The organism is Xanthomonas sp. AC360 (assembly GCF_979258225.1).
Window position 1 is genome coordinate 126,541 of sequence record NZ_OZ409846.1, and the last position, 15,691, is coordinate 142,231.

At 64.6% G+C, this 15,691-nt stretch carries 12 protein-coding genes, 2 other RNA genes and 1 pseudogene; 4 read left to right on the plus strand and 11 right to left on the minus strand.

The window, feature by feature from the left end; genetic code table 11:
• Nucleotides 1-123: 123 nt before the first annotated feature.
• From ACZZ0O_RS00510 to ACZZ0O_RS00555, 10 genes and pseudogenes are all read right to left on the minus strand, one after another.
• On the minus strand, nt 124-708 hold the full coding sequence (locus tag ACZZ0O_RS00510) for a hypothetical protein (RefSeq protein WP_463592521.1): 585 nt from the start codon (nt 706-708) through the stop codon (nt 124-126).
• A complete protein-coding gene (locus tag ACZZ0O_RS00515) occupies nt 705-1,994 on the minus strand; it encodes a TonB family protein (RefSeq protein WP_463591929.1) in 1,290 nt (429 codons plus the stop codon). Before ACZZ0O_RS00515 ends, ACZZ0O_RS00510 begins: the two co-directional genes overlap by 4 nt.
• On the minus strand, nt 1,984-2,349 hold the full coding sequence (locus ACZZ0O_RS00520) for a BlaI/MecI/CopY family transcriptional regulator (RefSeq protein ID WP_463591930.1): 366 nt from the start codon (nt 2,347-2,349) through the stop codon (nt 1,984-1,986). Before ACZZ0O_RS00520 ends, ACZZ0O_RS00515 begins: the two co-directional genes overlap by 11 nt.
• Nucleotides 2,350-2,622: 273 nt before the next feature.
• On the minus strand, nt 2,623-3,984 hold the full coding sequence (locus tag ACZZ0O_RS00525) for an ATP-binding protein (RefSeq protein WP_463592522.1): 1,362 nt from the start codon (nt 3,982-3,984) through the stop codon (nt 2,623-2,625).
• Nucleotides 3,985-4,001: 17 nt separating this feature from the next.
• Nucleotides 4,002-4,691 (minus strand): response regulator transcription factor, encoded by a 690-nt coding sequence (locus tag ACZZ0O_RS00530; RefSeq protein ID WP_323522269.1) that lies wholly within the window; start codon nt 4,689-4,691, stop codon nt 4,002-4,004.
• Nucleotides 4,692-4,713: 22 nt separating this feature from the next.
• Complete coding sequence (locus tag ACZZ0O_RS00535; RefSeq protein WP_463591931.1) at nt 4,714-5,376, minus strand: hypothetical protein; 663 nt, start codon at nt 5,374-5,376, stop codon at nt 4,714-4,716.
• Nucleotides 5,363-6,196: an SDR family oxidoreductase gene (locus ACZZ0O_RS00540; RefSeq protein WP_463592523.1), complete on the minus strand. Its 834-nt coding sequence runs from the start codon at nt 6,194-6,196 to the stop codon at nt 5,363-5,365. Before ACZZ0O_RS00540 ends, ACZZ0O_RS00535 begins: the two co-directional genes overlap by 14 nt.
• Nucleotides 6,196-6,870: a TenA family transcriptional regulator gene (locus ACZZ0O_RS00545; RefSeq protein WP_463591932.1), complete on the minus strand. Its 675-nt coding sequence runs from the start codon at nt 6,868-6,870 to the stop codon at nt 6,196-6,198. The genes ACZZ0O_RS00540 and ACZZ0O_RS00545 overlap by 1 nt, the downstream gene beginning before the upstream one ends.
• Nucleotides 6,867-8,363 (minus strand): AMP-binding protein, encoded by a 1,497-nt coding sequence (locus ACZZ0O_RS00550; protein ID WP_463591933.1) that lies wholly within the window; start codon nt 8,361-8,363, stop codon nt 6,867-6,869. The genes ACZZ0O_RS00545 and ACZZ0O_RS00550 overlap by 4 nt, the downstream gene beginning before the upstream one ends.
• Nucleotides 8,360-9,042: pseudogene (locus tag ACZZ0O_RS00555) on the minus strand (thermostable hemolysin). Before ACZZ0O_RS00555 ends, ACZZ0O_RS00550 begins: the two are co-directional and overlap by 4 nt.
• Nucleotides 9,043-9,184: 142 nt before the next feature.
• Here ACZZ0O_RS00555 and ACZZ0O_RS00560 point away from each other — a divergent pair.
• From ACZZ0O_RS00560 to ACZZ0O_RS00570, 3 genes are all read left to right on the plus strand, one after another.
• Nucleotides 9,185-11,143 carry an acetyl-CoA hydrolase/transferase C-terminal domain-containing protein gene (locus ACZZ0O_RS00560; RefSeq protein WP_463591934.1) on the plus strand — a complete coding sequence of 653 codons (1,959 nt, stop codon included), beginning with the start codon at nt 9,185-9,187 and terminating at the stop codon, nt 11,141-11,143.
• Nucleotides 11,144-11,223: 80 nt separating this feature from the next.
• Nucleotides 11,224-11,300, plus strand: a non-coding RNA gene (locus ACZZ0O_RS00565) — sX9 sRNA.
• Between the two features lie 128 nt (nt 11,301-11,428).
• On the plus strand, nt 11,429-12,604 hold the full coding sequence (locus ACZZ0O_RS00570; protein WP_463591935.1) for a phosphatidylinositol-specific phospholipase C1-like protein: 1,176 nt from the start codon (nt 11,429-11,431) through the stop codon (nt 12,602-12,604).
• 118 nt (nt 12,605-12,722) lie between these two features.
• Here the strand turns inward: ACZZ0O_RS00570 and ACZZ0O_RS00575 are convergent.
• A non-coding RNA gene (locus tag ACZZ0O_RS00575) (sX9 sRNA) lies at nt 12,723-12,798 on the minus strand.
• 77 nt (nt 12,799-12,875) lie between these two features.
• On the opposite strand from ACZZ0O_RS00575, the gene ACZZ0O_RS00580 reads away from it, so the two are divergent.
• Nucleotides 12,876-15,590, plus strand: coding sequence for a TonB-dependent receptor (locus ACZZ0O_RS00580; protein WP_463591936.1), 2,715 nt, complete (start codon nt 12,876-12,878; stop codon nt 15,588-15,590).
• Nucleotides 15,591-15,691 lie beyond the last annotated feature (101 nt).

Sequence of the window (15,691 nt, forward strand, 5' to 3'; positions counted from 1 at the left end):
GCGCAGTCGTTTTGTTAGCGGCTCTTGGCCAAACCAGCGCCTATAGGATGACCGCTTGAACATCACTGCTGCGCGACAGCTGTCACCACGCACGCCGAAATCAAGCGTCGCAATCACGCCCCTTCATTGCGCAACCTTGCCGGTACGCACGCTCACCTTGCCCTGCCGCACTTCGAAGGTAAACGCGAACGACAACGTCACAGGTACGGGTTCTTCATGCGTCGCGCCGCTGCAATCATCCAGTGCCGCAGGCTGTGCGACACCCGGTGCATACGTGCACAGTGCGGCCGGCACGAATTGCCAGTGCTGCACGGTTGTGCGCACGGCCTGCAGCAGGTCGGCGTTCTCCGGCAGTCGCCCGGCCACGCACTCGTCGCGATCGGACAGGGGATCCACGCGCTGCACTGCACCGTCGTCGGCAAGAATCACGTGCGCGCAGACCGTGGTTGGCGGCAAGGTCTGACGTGGCGAATCGGCCGGCAACACCGGCGCCTCGCTGCGCAAGGCACGCGGCATGCGAAACCGCTGCGTTTCCGCCAGCGTGTACGAGGCTATCGTAGCAGCGCCACCACCACCTGATTGCGGCGGCAGCATGCGTTGATCTACCGAATCCTCACGCTGGCTACGCTCCTGCTCCGCCATGCGCTGCGTTGCACATCCGCACAGACTCAGAGCGACGACGCTGCACCATGCCAGACCGTACTTCATTGCGGTGTCACTTGTTTTGCGCATCCTGCGGATGCCACGCAGTCATCGGTGCGACTGGATTGCGACGCAAGGCGCTGGTCGCCGCCAACAGCGCTGGATGCACCCGCCTGTTCCGGCGGATCCAGCTCAAACCGGACCGGCACGCGTACCCGGGAAGCTACTGGCTTGCCGTCTGCAATCGCGGGCTTGAAGTGCCAGTGACGCGCTGCCTCTAGCACGGCCTGATCGAATACTCCGGCTGGCTGGCTGTGCACGATCACGACGTGGTCGGGTGCGCCGCTTGGGCTGACGTCGATCTGCAACTCGACAAGGCCTGCAAGGTTTGCAGCGATCGCTTCGGCTGGATAGCGGGGCGGCGGCATCGTGCTGAAATCCACTGCATTGCCTGGCGTCGGTGTCGCGCTCAGACGCGCAGGCTGGATGACCCAACAGGCAAGACTGGCGACGGTCACAAGCGAGACCACCATGCGCACGTTCCACCGTGCACGGCGCACCTCCAGCGCAGGCGCACGTAGCGCGGCAATGCGTTGCGTCAACGGATGCATCGCGGCCCAGTGGCACGCCAACGGCGACCATCTGTCGCCCAGTTGGCATTTGAGCATCGCCCCTGCATAGCTGCGACGCTTGTCCGGATGGCGCGCAAGCACGGCGGCATCGCACGCCAGCTCCTGATCCAGCCGGAATGCACGCCACGCCAGATGCAGGAGCGGATTGAACAAGCCGATGCACAGCAGCACGGTCGCCAGCAGGTTGGCATGCAGATCGCCACGGCGCAGATGCAAGCGCTCGTGGGCCAGGATCAACGCACGCTCGTCGGCGCTGTAGCGCGTGGTGAAATCCATCGGCAGCACAATCCGCGGACGCCAGAGTCCGAGCGAGGCCGGCAGACCGACATCATGCGTGGCCAGCCACAGCGTCTTGTCCAACGCATGCAGCGGGCCGAGACTGCGCATGAAGCGCCGCTGGCCACGCCACATGATGACCGCGCTCAGTACGGCGCCCGCCAGCCACACTGCGATCAGCCATTGCTGCACACCTGGCGCGCCAGTGCCGGCATCCGATGCGAACGGGATGGCAGCCAGCGCCGGCAGCTGCACTACCACCGCACCCACTGGCGGGCCAGGCAGCACCGCCGCCAGCAACGCGAGCGGCACGCTCGCCCAAAGTGCATAGGCTGCCGTGGCGCCCAGCCAGGTGCGCAGCGAACGGCGCAGCAGTAGACACGCCAGCAACGCAATCGTGGTGTATAGCGTGGCGCGCAGCCACATCAGCGCATCAGGGCTCATCGTCCAGTTCCTTGAGCAGACGCTTCAATTCGGCAATGTCGGAGGCGCTGAGCTTTCCGCGTTCGCTGAAGTGCGCCACCAGTGGCGCAACCCGCCCACCGAACAGACGTTGCAGCAGCCCTTCGCTTTGTTGCTGCACCCAGTGGTCGCGCTGCAACAGCGGCGTGTAGAGATATTTGCGCCCCTCTTTTTGCGCTGCGATGGCGCCCTTGTTGAGCAACCGGTTGAGCAAGGTCTTGACGGTTGGCTCGGCCCAATGGGTCTGCGCCAACGCAGCAACCACCTCGTCGGCCGTTCGCGGCGCCCGGTCCCAGAGCACCTGCATCACCACCGCTTCCGCATCGCTGATCGACATGCGATTACATCCGTAATTTTTATCGATTACAGCTGTGAACGAACGCCTTGTCAAGCGCGACTCGTAGGTTTTGCGGTATCCACCAGCGCCGGCTTTGCCTGCACTGCAATTTTTTGGCATGCCTGTGGGCAGGTGTCTGCGTATGCGCCTCGACGCTCCGCAACATGCCCACCACATGGCTGCGGCGAGCCGCTATTTCGGCACTCTCTGCGAAACGCACGGGGCACCGGCCGTGGATCCCAAGCCAGACGCACGGCGCAACACCCGGATACTTCAGTCGGCGGAAGTGTCCACAAATCGCACACTGACACGCAAGCCGCCTAGCGTTGGCGCGTCGTCCAGATGGACCTGTGCTGCGTGCGCCTGGGCAATGTCCTGCACGATCGAAAGACCCAGGCCGCTGCCTTCCACGCCGGTACCCAGCTCTCGATGGAAGCGGTCGAAGACACGTCCGCGCGCAGCTTCCGGGATACCCGGTCCGGAATCTTCCACGACCAACGTCGGCACCGGTTCGGCGTGTGTGCTGATCCGGATGCGGCCACCCGGCGGTGTGTAGCGCACCGCGTTTTCCAGCAGGTTGCGCAATAGCAGCGACAGTGCGAATTCGTCTGCGAGCACCAGCACCGGCTGCAGTGCCAATTCCACTTCTTGCTGTCGCTGCAACGCAACCGCCAACACGTCTTCGGATTCGCTGCGCACCAAGGTGTCCAGGCTCACGCTGCGACGTGGCAAGGCAGTCACTGCTTCGACCCGACTCAAGGCAAGCAATTGCGCCACCATGCGCTCGATGCGGAGCACATTGGCATCGAGTTGCTGTTGCGATTCGTCACGTTCCTGCGCGTCGGCGGCCAGGCGCAGATTGGCCGCATGTACTTTCAACGCCGCAATCGGTGTGCGCAGTTCGTGCGCAGCATCGGCGATAAAGCGACGTTCGCGCTCCAACCCTTCCTGCACGCGGTCCATCAACCCGTTGACCGCACGTACCAAGCCATGCACTTCGCGCGGCATGTGCTGCGGCTGCAGCGGCTGCAGGCGCTTCGGGTCGCGTTCGCCAATCTCGTCGGAGACCCGTACCAGCGAGCGCGTGGCCCAGTTCACCACGGCCCAGATCAACAGCGCCATCAACGGCAATGCCATCAGCAACGGCAATAACGTGCCCAGCGCAATATCTTCGGCAAGCTCTTCGCGGATGTCGGCGCGTTCGGCCGATTGAAACCAACGCCCACCCGCCGAGTGCAACGTAAACGTACGCCATTGCCCATCGGGCAGTTGCACATCTGCATAGCCGGGGTGCAGCGGCGCCATTGCCTGCGCGGGCGCACTGTCAGAGCGCAACAGCAACGCGCCGCCCGCATTGCGCACCTGAAACGCCAGTTTGGTTTCGTAGGCATGGCCATCCTTGAACGCCAGCGCTTCACCCACGCCTTGCGCCTGCCCGTGCCATCCACGGATCACGATCGGCTCGCCCTGCGGCAGATCGCCCAAGGGCTCATCGACCAATGACACCAGCACGCGCGCCGATTGCACCAGGCGTGCATCGAACATTTCGCCAGCTTCCTGCAAGCCGGCGCGATAGCTGAACCCGGCTGCAGCCAACATCAGCAACGACAAAACGCCGAGCAAGGCCAGCAACAGCACGCGACGGATCGAATTCATTGCGGCGGCACGGCGGCGGCCTGGGCGGCCTGTTCGTCGAGCGCGTAACCGATGCCGCGCACGGTACGGATCAGCGCTGGCGAGAGTTTTCGACGCAGCTGATGCACGTGCACGTCCACTGCATTGCTTGCGACGTCTTCGTCCCATCCATAGAGATGTTGCTGGATGCGTTCGCGTCCGATCGGCCGACCGTGCTGCTCCATCAGCAGCCAAAGCAGGGCGAATTCGCGTCGGGTCAGATCCAGATCGCGGCCGTGCCAGCGCACCGACATCGCGGCCGGATCCAGCCGCAGCGCGCCGGCCTGCAAGGTGGGTTGCGCACGCCCGGCTGCACGTCGCAGCAGTGCGCGCGTTCGCGCCAGCAGCTCGTTGATATCAAAGGGCTTGCCAAGGTAATCGTCGGCGCCCACATCCAGGCCCAGCGCACGATCGGCGGCGCGCTCGCGTGCGCTGAGCACCAGGATCGGCGTATCCAGCGCGCGGGCGCGGGCGGTGCGAATGACCTCGATCCCATCCATGCGCGGCAACCCCAGGTCCAGGATCACCAGGTCCAGGGTGTCTTCCTGCAAGGCCATCAACGCACTGACACCGTCATGTACCCAGTCCACCGCATAGGCGGCGCGCCGCAAGGCGGTGCGGATGCCTTCGCCCAGCGAAAGATCGTCTTCGACCAACAAGATGCGCATGTGAAGCAGTCTGTAAGGCGGCTCAGTGCTTGGCAAGCTGCGCGCGCACATCTGCCAACTTGGCGGCCAGCTCCTTGCGGCGGCCGGCATCGGCAATCTGCCGGCCTGGTCTGGGCGCCGCAGCAGCGGCTTTCTCGAAGGCCTTTGCGGCACCGGCCCAATCCTTTTGATCACGCAGAAAATCGCCGACAAAATAATTGCTATCGAGTCCGTCCGGATCGATCGCCAGACCCTGATACAACAAGGTGCGCGCCTTGGCGTCGTCGCCGAATCCGACCGGCCAACCAGGCACCTGGTAATACAGCGCACCCAGGCTGGTGTAGGCCGCGCCATCGAGCGCGCGCGGTGCGCGCTTGATCGCCTCCTCGAAATCCGTGCGTGCGAGTTTGACCTGCGCCAATGCGCCCAGACCGCCTTTTTCGCCTGCCAGACTGGAGCGCACGATGCCGTCCCAGATCAAGGCATCGGCATCGTCCGGCAAGGCATGACGGACCTGCTCGGCTTGCCGCGCAAGCGCTTCCAGCGCCGCAACCCGCTCTGGTTTGGGAGTTTGGTAGGCGATCACCGCCCAGCGGTCCTGTAGCTGCGCCACCTGCGGCGCCAGACCGGCCGCCCAACTGGCACCGGTCGTCACCCACATCGCCAGTGCGGCCAAGATGCGCAGCTGACAGTCATTGCGATTCATGCGAAAGCTCCTGTGTGGCCGCCACGCTGCCGGGCTGCGCATGGCGGCGGATGAGGGGAAGTTGTTTGCGCAACGCACGGTCCACCAATTCGGGCAGCACACCGTTGAGCCGGGCAAATAGTTTTTCCGGCCAGCCCAACTGCCGACGCGCATCGCCACGCACAATCGACTGCAACAGCGCTGCCGCAACATCCTCCGCCCGGTCCACGGCCGTACCCAACGCCACGTTGAGCGCATCGACAGCGGCAGGATTGAAGCTGGTAGCAGTGGCACGCGGCGCCAGATACTGAAAGCACACCTGCGTATCTGCATGTTCGCGGGCCAAGGCCTCGAACAGCCCGCGCAAACCGAATTTGCTCGCGCTATAGGCGGCGAAACCGGCAAAACCGATGCTGCCGAATGTGGAACCGACCGCCACCATCGCCGCTTCCGGCTGCCTCAGGAAGACTGGCAGCAGCGCCTGCACCAGCAGCATGGGCGCGGTGAGGTTCAAATGCACCAACGCCTCCAGGGCGGCCGGATCCTGCTCCTGCAACAGCCCGAAGTGGCTTTGCGCATGCGCAAGGACCAGCACCGAGGGTGCGGGCTGCAGCGCTTGTATCCGCGTCAGCAGCAACGCACGGCCCGCTGCGCTGGCGAGATCCGCCGCTACCGGCAGCACGCGACCAGCCGGCTGCATGTCGGCCAGGCGCTGCAAGGTCGCCGGCGTGCGCCCGACCGCCACCACCATCGCACCCGCCTCGACCAGCTGCGCGCACAACGCGCTGCCGATACCGCCACTGGCCCCGGTGAGGATCACGCACCTGCCCCGAAGATCCATCACGCAGCCTCCGCCAGACGCACGCCATCGGCGCGCAAGGTGCGAAACAGGTCGCCGTACAACACGTAGAAGCGCTTGGCCGCATACACGACTGCTTGCTGGTCGAGCGGGTCGTCGAGGCGATTCATCAGGCCTTCGAAGAAACCGGCGTGCTCGATATCCAGATCGCCATGCGAGAGCAGGTAGCTGAAGGCGTTGCGCGGCAATTCCAGCGACTGGGCGATCTGATTGGCCGCGCGCGTAGCCAATGCCACGCTGGTGCCTTCCAGCACCAGCACCATGCCGAAGAAACCGACCGGGTTACCGCGCTGGATGGTGTCGTAGGCGTAGCTGACCATCAGTTCGGTTGCCAGCGACGGCCCGGCGAGCACGGTCGCCTCACGCGCCTGGCCGCACGCCACCAGATCGTCCAGGATCCACTCCTGATGGCCCATCTCTTCTTCGATGTATTCGCCGATGGCTTCGCGTAGCCATTCCAGCCGCGCCGGCAACCGCGCGCCGCAGGCCATCAGCAGCGGCACGGTATGCCGCACGTGGTGGTAGGCCTGCGCGAGAAACGCCACGTAATCCTCGCGCGCAATCTGCCCGACGAGTGCGGCCTGGATGATCGGCACCTGCGTCATGCGTTCGCGCTCGGCCTGGGTCTGCGCCAGCAGGGATGTGTAGAAGGTCATGGTGAAACTCCGAGAGAAACAGTGGCCGGCCATCGATAGCTGCGATCGACGTCGGATTGGTAGCGCGCCAGGATTGCGTCGCGCCGGGGGCGGCCGTTGGCCGTGAGCAGGCCGTCATGTGCGCTGAAAGGAGCATCGGCGCGCACAAAACGCGCCACGCGTGCGTAGTCGGGCAAGCCGACGTTGACCTCGGCCAGCGCCCGGGCGAGCGCCGCATCATTGGTATCGGGACGACGCGGCCACAGCACCGCGACGTTGTCGGCCTGCGCTTCGCCCCAGACGACTGCCTGGGCGAGCAACGGATGCTGCAGCAATTCGCTTTCCACCCACTCTGGCGAGACGTTACGACCGAACGCGGTGATGAAGACATGTTTGCGCCGCCCCGTGATATGGACGAACCCATCGCTGTCCACCCGCCCGAGATCGCCCGTGCGCACCGGTCCCGACGGCATAGGCTGTTCGCCCAGATAGCCCAGCGCACGCACGCCGGCGATGTGAATCTCGCCATCGACGATCTGCACCTGGGCGTGCGCCAGCGGCTGCCCGACGCTGCCTGGACGCAGCGCGCCGGGACGGTTGAGACAGACCACCGAGCCGCATTCGGTCAGCCCATAGCCTTCGAACACCGGCAGGCCCAACGCAGCGGCGCGCGCCAGCAGACTCGGGCCGATGTGGCCGCCGCCAACGGCGATATAGCGCAACGATGCAGGCAGCGCCACGCCCTGCTCCGCCGCACTGACCAATGCCAACAACAACTGCGGAACCAGGATCACGCTCTCCGGTTGATAACGCTGCAGGCACCGCAGCAGCGTCGGCACATCCAGCCCGCTGGCGCCGCTGTAGCCGATTTCCGCCAGCGACGGCAGCGCGACCTGCGCCCCGGACAGCAAGGTTGCGTAGAGCCCGGCGACGTTTTCCAGCAAGGTGGACAACGGCATCAGGCACAGATGCCGACGCGGCGAGATCGCGGCCGATGCATCCACCAACGCGCCGGCCACCGTCAACAGGCTGTCGGCCGACAGACACACGCCCTTGGGACGGCCGGTGGTGCCTGAGGTGTAGGTGATGCAGGCGGTGTCGGCCGGCAGCACGATGGTCTGCGCGAACGCTTCCACCCGCCAGGCGCGCAGTGCATCGAACTGCAGCGCCGCCATCGCGCCATGGGTGCCTGGAGGCGCGGCGGCTGCCGCGTCGGTCACGACGCATTGCGCGCCGCTGGACATCAACGCGTGCACCACCTGCGCATCTGAGAAGAACGTCGGCAACGGTACGTGCACCGCATCGATCAGGCGCAGCGCAAGATCCAGGATCAACCAGCCCGGGCCGTTGTCCAGACGGCTGGCGACACATGTCAGCCCCGCTGTCTGCAGGCGTGCGGCCAGCCCCACCACGGCATCGGACAGGTCCTGCGCATCCAGGCTGCCTGCGGAGGTCAGCACCCGCGGCGTATGACCATGCAGGGCGCCGAGCAGCGCGGCGAACCGCGCGCTCATGCGCCTACTCCGGCCTGGCAAAGCGTCGTCTCGACACCCCAGCGCGCGGCCTGCGGATGCAGCGCCTGCCGCGCAAGCAGGAACGCGTGACCGGCGACGACATCGCCGCACAGGACCTGTGGATGGGTGGCGTAGTAACTGCCCCACTCGGTGCCGTCGTCTTTCACACGCGACTGCAACGCTGGCGCCAGGGCCACCGGCTGCAGCTGCAGCCGATCGAAGGTATTGCGCAAAGTCCGGGTTGCGGTGAACAACACCCAACGTACGCCCGCGTGATGCAGCGCATGGGTCATCTGCGGGATCAGCGCGCGCGCACTGCCGGAGCTGATCGCGGCGAAGTTGCCGACTTCGGCCAGACCCGAGCGCGCGACAGGCACCGCCATCCGCCCAGCCAGCGCCGACTCGGCCGGGCCATCCAGATATTGCTCCACAAACAGGCGACCGGCACTGCCAAGCCGCACGCCTACCGCCGCCAGCAGCACTCCATTGGTATCGCGATAGGCCAGCAGCTGCGGCAAGAAGCTGCGCAGCTGCGCGCCATAGCGACGCAGATAGACCCCAGAGATAAACGTTCCACCTCCTGGCGCTGTGCGTGCGTGGCCTCGACCAGGCTGGCACTGGCAAATCCATGGCGGGAGCAAAAACCAGCGGGGGTGGTTGAAGTGATCATGTTGCGCATCCTGGGCGCGCTCGATTACGTCACCATGAGCCAGTTGTTACCCAGTTGTAATTTCTGCAGAAGCGATTCGTTGCGCACTGTCGGGAGTCGCCCGACGACTGTCGGTGTCGCCACCACAGCGCTTTCGGCTACGCTCTCGCGCATGCCTACATACGTCACTGATCTGGACACTGCCGTCGCGCACATCCTGCAACGCATCGACGGCCCGTTGCGGGTGGGTGCACCGCTGGGCATTGGCAAGCCGCATCGGCTGTTGAATGCCTTGTACGCGCAGATCGAGAACACGCCCGCACGTCCACTGGCGTTGTATACCGCGTTGTCGCTCAATCCGCCCAGACCCGGCAAGGGGCTTGAGGCGCGCTTTGCGGCTGGGTTTATCGCACGTCACTTCGGCGAGGACTTCCCGCGGCTTGCATATGTCGATGCCATGTTGCGCGATGCCTTGCCGGCGCATGTGCAGGTGGAAGAGTTCTACATGCAGTCCGGCGGCCTGCTGCAGTCCACGCAGGCGCAGGCCGATTACACCAGCTTGAACTACACACATGCCGCGGCCGCAGTGGCGCAGCGCGCGCCGAATCTGATCGTGCAGAAAGTCGCGCGCGAACCCGGTGGTACGCGGCTGTCGCTGTCGTGCAACAACGACATCACCCAGGACACGCTGGACGCCGTGCAGGCATTGGGCCTGCCACGCCCGCTGCTGGTGGCCGAAGTGGACCCGCAGCTGCCGTGGATGGGTGGCGCTGCCGCGGTGGATGCAGCGTTCTTCGATCTGATCATCGACCTGCCCGGCCCTTCGCCGCGTCTGTTCGGCCTGCCGCGGCAACCGGTGACGACCGTCGATTACGCCATCGGCCTGTATGCAAGCACGCTGGTGCGCGATGGCGGCACCTTGCAGATCGGCATCGGTACGCTGGCCGACGCATTGAGTCATGCCTTGGTGCTGCGGCATACCGACAATGCGACCTATCGCCGCGTGCTGCAGGCGCTGGATCCAACCCTGGAGGCGCACCCCAGCGTGCGTGCCAGCGGCGGCCTTGAGCCGTTTGCGATTGGTTTGTATGGCTGCAGCGAAATGCTCAACGAAGGCTTCAAGCAATTGGTGGACAGCGGCGTGATCCGTCGCAAGGTGCACGACGATCTACCGCTGATGCAGCGCATCGCCGATGGCAGCGCTGATGCCGCCGACCAAGCGCGCCTGGCAAACGAAGGCGAGTTCCTGCACGGCGCGTTCTATCTCGGCTCGCCGGACTTCTATCAATGGCTGCGCGATCTGGATGCCGACACCCGCAATGCCATCGGCATGCGCCGCATCAGCGAGATCAATCAGCTGTATGGCGGCAATGAAGCACTGGAGCGGCTGCAGCGCCGCGATGCACGCTTCTTCAATTCCTGCATGATGGCCACCGCGCTCGGTGCGGCGGTCTCCGATGGCCTGGAAGATGGCCGCGTGGTCTCCGGCGTCGGCGGGCAATACAACTTTGTCGCAATGGCGCACGCCCTGCCGCAGGCACGCAGCACCTTGATGCTGCGCGCCACCCGCGATGCCGGCGCAGACGCCGCCAGCAATGTGCGCTGGAGTTACGGCCACACCACGATTCCCCGCCATCTGCGCGACATCTACATCACCGAGTACGGCATCGCCGATCTGCGCCACAAGACCGATCAGGAGTGCGTGCTGGAAATGGCCGGCATCTGCGATGCGCGCTTTCAGGACGCGCTGCTTGCGCAGGCCGCCCAGTCACGCAAGCTACGCACGGCACCCGTGTTACCTGCGCGCGCACAACGCAACACGCCTGACGCGCTTGAACAGGCGCTGGCGCCATTTCGACGCGATGGCAGCCTGCCCGATTATCCGCTTGGCAGCGATTTCACCGCGATCGAACAACGCTTGCTACGCGCACTGACATGGCTCAAACGCGCCACCGCCAGCAAGGGCGCGATGCTGGCAACGCTGGCGCGTGCAGTGACATCGCGCGCGACCGATACGGCCGACGACGCGGCCTGCCTGCAGCGCATAGCATTGGACACACCGCGCACGATTGGGGAGCGTCTCCAGGCACGATTGCTGGTCTATGCGCTGCGCCAAACAACACCACGATGAAACTAGTCATTTAGAGCAGCTAACAGAACTACTGTGCGGCCGCCAGGCGGGCGCGGTCGGTGCTAGGTGCTCGGTGCGGCATGTACCACTCGTACCCTGAGGCTCTGCGCGCGCCGTCCGCACCCACCTGATGATTGCTCGCTACGTTGCGTTAGCCACTCTAGTGATTCACTAGATTCACCTGCACGTCTCGAAGCGACTGACGCACGACGGCAACACTGCGGAAAGATGTGCGTCAAGCTACGCCCGGATGATGGCGACCACCTTGTTTCCTGGCGTCGCCGCATGGGTTTTGTTCCGGTTTTTCCCGCACGTTGTTCAGCCATCCACCGCAAAGCGAAGCAGTCGCGCATCGAACGAAGCAAGCTGCCGCACGCTGCACTGTTTGCCGCCTTGCTCATCAGCAATCTTGCGCTAGCTGCTGCGCCGCGCCTCACCGATCTGCAATACATCGGCAGCCACAACAGCTACCACGCCGGGTTTGCACCCAGCGAAGCCACGCTGCTGAAACAGCTCAATCCCGCGTTGTTTGCGGCACTGGATTACCGACATCCGCCGCTGACGCAACAACTGGACGATGGCGTCAGGCAACTGGAACTGGACGTGTTTGCCGATGCCCAGGGTGGTCGCTACGCACACCCGGCGATCGCCGCGCAGATGGCCAAGGCCGGGCTGCCGCCAGCACCGGCCAGCGCACCCGCCGGCGTGATGGACACACCCGGCTTCAAGGTCATGCACGTGCAGGACGTTGACCAGCGCAGCACGTGCCAGCCGCTGATCGCCTGCCTGCAGCAGGTGCGCGACTGGTCCAGGCAACACCCCGGGCACGTGCCGATCTTCATCCTGCTGGAAACCAAGCAGGCGCCTGTGCAGCTGGGCTTTCCCAGCGTGCAGCCTGAGCCGTTCGATGCAAAGGCCATGGATGCATTGGATGCAGAACTGCGCTCGGTCTTTCGACCGGGCGAATACGTCAGCCCCGACCAGGTGCGTGGCAGCGCGCGCACGCTCAACGCGGCGGTGCGTGCGCATGGCTGGCCCTCGTTGGCCGAGACGCGCGGCAAGGTGGTGTTTTTGCTCGACCAACGTACCGCCGGGGCTAGCTATCTGCCGGGGCATCCGTCGCTGCGTGGCCGGGTCTGTTTCACCAATGCCGTGCCTGGCGAAGACGATGCCGCATTCACCGAACTCAACGACGGACCTGCCGACACGATTACGCAACTGGTAAAGGCCGGCTACCTGGTGCGCACGCGAACCGATGCAGACCTCAAAGAAGCACAGCAACACGACACCACCCGCCGCGACAGCATGCTGGCCAGTGGTGCGCAGCTGCTGAGCACCGACTTTCCCGCGCACGAGCCGGCCAATACCGGTTACGAGGTGCGCCTGGATGGCGATGCGGTGGCGCGCTGCAATCCGCAGCGGCCGCCAACGCACTGCAAGGGCGTCGATCTGAGTCACTGATCGGCGCCACTGGCGTTGGCGCACATCGCATAGATGCACACAGACCCGCCGCAATGGAAGGCATCGGCACTGCACGCCTGCGCCCGCGTCACGGCCAGACGTTCCTTTCACTTGGAGCGGCTAAAAAAACGTAGCGAGCAGTCGTCAGATGGGTGTGGACGGCGCGGAGGAACCGGCGTGTACGCGTGGTACATGCCGCACCGAGCACCGGACGCGCCCGCCTGACGACTGCACAGCAGGTTTATTAGCTGCTCTTACACGAGCCCCCCGTATGTACACTCCCCGCACCATCCATCGCCTGAGCTGCGCCATCGCATTGGTGCTGTCTGCACCCGTATTGGCCGAGACGCCCGAGCTGGCCACCACCACGCTGGATTCGGTCAACGTGCAGGCCAAGCATGCCGCCACGCCCGGTTCGCTCAACGAGCAACGCCTATCCAGCAGCGTCAACAGCGTGATGAGCAAGCAGCAGATCGATGCCATCCCTTCGGGCGGCATCGCCGATGTCGTGGCGCATCTGCCGGGTCTGTCGTCGTACAGCGACATGCATCTGGGCCAGGCCACCACCGGCGAGAACGCCTACGTCAGCATCCGCGGCATGGACGCCAGCTACAACGCGTACACGCTCAACGGCTTCGGCATGCCGGAAACCGATGCGTCGACGCGCGCGATCTCCTTGAACATGCTGGCGCCGTTCGGTATCCAGTCGGTGCAGGTGTCCAAGTCGCCCACACCCGACATGCCCGGCGATGCGATTGGCGGTGCGATCGACATGCGCACGCCCAACGCGTTTGATTTCGGCCAGGACGTGTATGCCAAGAGCACCGCGCAAGGGCAGCTCAACACGCTGGCCTCGCACCTGGGCGGCAAGCATACCGGCGGCACATTCCAGCAGGAAATCGCCTGGAAATTCGGTAGCGACCATGCGTTTGGCGTCTACGCATCGGCCTATTACGGCAAGAACAACAACATGGCGCAGGCACCGGCACCCAACAGCAAATACGTGCCGGCCGATCCCGCACTGGCCAATGCAACCGATCTGCGCGCTGTCGGCCCGTTGATCAGCACGCGCTACAAATACAGCGTGTACACCAGCCAGATCGAACGCTATGGCGGCAACCTGTCGCTCGATTGGCAAGGCGACACCAGTGCGCTCTATGCGCGCGCCATCTACGGCAGCTACGGCGTCACCGGGCAGCAGGATCACTCCAGCGCACGCCTGGAAACCTATCTCAACCAACCCACGGCGGTGCGCGGCGGCTATTTCAATACCCACGACATCGACGAGAAGCTGGCGACCTTGCAGCTTGGCGGGCAGACCACGCTGGACCGTTTGCGCTTCGACTACGGCGCTTCGGCGGGGCGTGGCACGCGCAGCCGGCCGGATTATGTGTCGGCCAGTCTGTATGGCTTTACCCCGGGCAGCTTCGCCTTCGACCTCAGCGACCCGACCTACCCCAGCATCGGCCCCAGCGCGGCGACGTTGAAGGACTTCTTCTACAACCTGGATTCGTCGCTGCTGTGGAAAGTGCAAGGCCACGACGCCGGCAGTCACGACAACCGCATCAACGCGCATACCGATATCACCTACCAGGTCGATGGCGATGTGCTGGACAGCGTCAAGGTTGGCCTGTCTGCCGATCACTCCGACCGCGGCGCCTACGATCACCCGTTCTTCCACAAGGACGGCAACTTAGTCACCAACGGGCCGTACTTCGGCGGCCCCAATTACGCCTTACCCACCGCTGGCGGGCCGCCGCTGAGCGCCATTCCCGGCCGTCTTACCTACAACGCCTTCGATGGGCATTACGCAGGTCCGTTCAAACTGCTGGATCGCAACTGGATGCGCGCGCAAGCACTGCCCTACAAATACATCGACGACCCGAACGGCGCGGGCGTCTATACCGCCAACGACTACAACGCCAACACCACCTCCAGCACCGAAGCGATCTATTCGGGCTACGCGATGGCCGCGCTGCATATCGGTCAGGTCAGCATCCTGCCCGGCGTGCGCTATGAGTTGACCCGCTACTCAGCCGATTCCTGGCAATCCAGCGGCGACGGCAACAGCGGCAATTTCGTCGGCACCGGCAGCACCTATGGGCAAGTGTTGCCCGGCATCAGCATCAACTATCGGCCCGACGATCTCACCGTCTACCGCGCCTCGCTGCGCCGCAGTTTCAGCCGCCCGGCCTTTGGCCTGATTTCCGGCGAGACGGTGTACACCATCGATGACACCCAGCGCGTGGTCGGCATTTCCAAACCCAACCCCGAGCTGCAGCCGAGCAAGGCCGACAACGCCGACCTGTCGGCCGAGTTCTACGACCACAACGGCGGCGTGCTCAGCGCCTCGACCTACTACAAGCGCATCACCGGCTTCATCTATACCTCGCAGTCGGCCACCAGCAACGACAACACACTCGGCGGATTGGTGCCCACCGGCACCACCTTCGAAAACGGCGTGCCGGTGACCATGCCGCAGAACGGCGGCACCGCCACGCTGTACGGGCTGGAGCTGGCCGGCAGCAAGCGTTTGCAGAACTTGCCGGGCATCTGGAGCAACCTTGGCGTCACCGCCAACCTCACCCTGCAGCGCAGCGAAGCGGACAGCAAACGGGCCGATCAGCCGGAAAAAACCTGGTTACCGCGTGCGCCCGAGCGCATCTACAACCTGGATCTGTTCTACGGCGATGCGCACCTGCGCGCAGACCTGAGCTACCACTACACCGGCCTGCAATTGCTGGGGCTGACCAGCGACCGGCTCAATTACTACCTGCAGCCGGTCAAGTCACTGGACTTCAGCGCCACCTATCACCTGCCGCACCACGTCGACGTGGGCGTATCGGCCAAGAACCTGCTCAATGCCGCCACGTTCTACGAAACCCAGGGCAAGTCCGATCGCTACATGGCCTACGACCCCGGCGCCGATGGCGCTTATGTGCAGACCGGACGGGCGTACCTGTTGACAGTGGGCTATACCTACTGACGACAAAGCGTGTGCGGCACGCGGCCAAATGCGTGCGCTCGGACGTGGGCGCACAGGTCATCGGCCGATTGTCTGCGCATGAGGCAGGCGGTCGATTTCCG

Bases quoted from the DNA above. Each gene is read 5' to 3' on its own strand.
- ACZZ0O_RS00510 (WP_463592521.1), bottom strand. From the start codon at position 708: ATGAAGTACGGTCTGGCATGGTGCAGCGTCGTCGCTCTGAGTCTGTGC.
- ACZZ0O_RS00515 (WP_463591929.1), bottom strand. From the start codon at position 1,994: ATGAGCCCTGATGCGCTGATGTGGCTGCGCGCCACGCTATACACCACG.
- ACZZ0O_RS00520 (WP_463591930.1), bottom strand. From the start codon at position 2,349: ATGTCGATCAGCGATGCGGAAGCGGTGGTGATGCAGGTGCTCTGGGAC.
- ACZZ0O_RS00530 (WP_323522269.1), bottom strand. From the start codon at position 4,691: ATGCGCATCTTGTTGGTCGAAGACGATCTTTCGCTGGGCGAAGGCATC.
- ACZZ0O_RS00535 (WP_463591931.1), bottom strand. From the start codon at position 5,376: ATGAATCGCAATGACTGTCAGCTGCGCATCTTGGCCGCACTGGCGATG.
- ACZZ0O_RS00540 (WP_463592523.1), bottom strand. From the start codon at position 6,196: ATGGATCTTCGGGGCAGGTGCGTGATCCTCACCGGGGCCAGTGGCGGT.
- ACZZ0O_RS00545 (WP_463591932.1), bottom strand. From the start codon at position 6,870: ATGACCTTCTACACATCCCTGCTGGCGCAGACCCAGGCCGAGCGCGAA.
- ACZZ0O_RS00550 (WP_463591933.1), bottom strand. From the start codon at position 8,363: ATGAGCGCGCGGTTCGCCGCGCTGCTCGGCGCCCTGCATGGTCATACG.
- ACZZ0O_RS00560 (WP_463591934.1), top strand. From the start codon at position 9,185: ATGCCTACATACGTCACTGATCTGGACACTGCCGTCGCGCACATCCTG.
- ACZZ0O_RS00570 (WP_463591935.1), top strand. From the start codon at position 11,429: ATGGGTTTTGTTCCGGTTTTTCCCGCACGTTGTTCAGCCATCCACCGC.
- ACZZ0O_RS00580 (WP_463591936.1), top strand. From the start codon at position 12,876: ATGTACACTCCCCGCACCATCCATCGCCTGAGCTGCGCCATCGCATTG.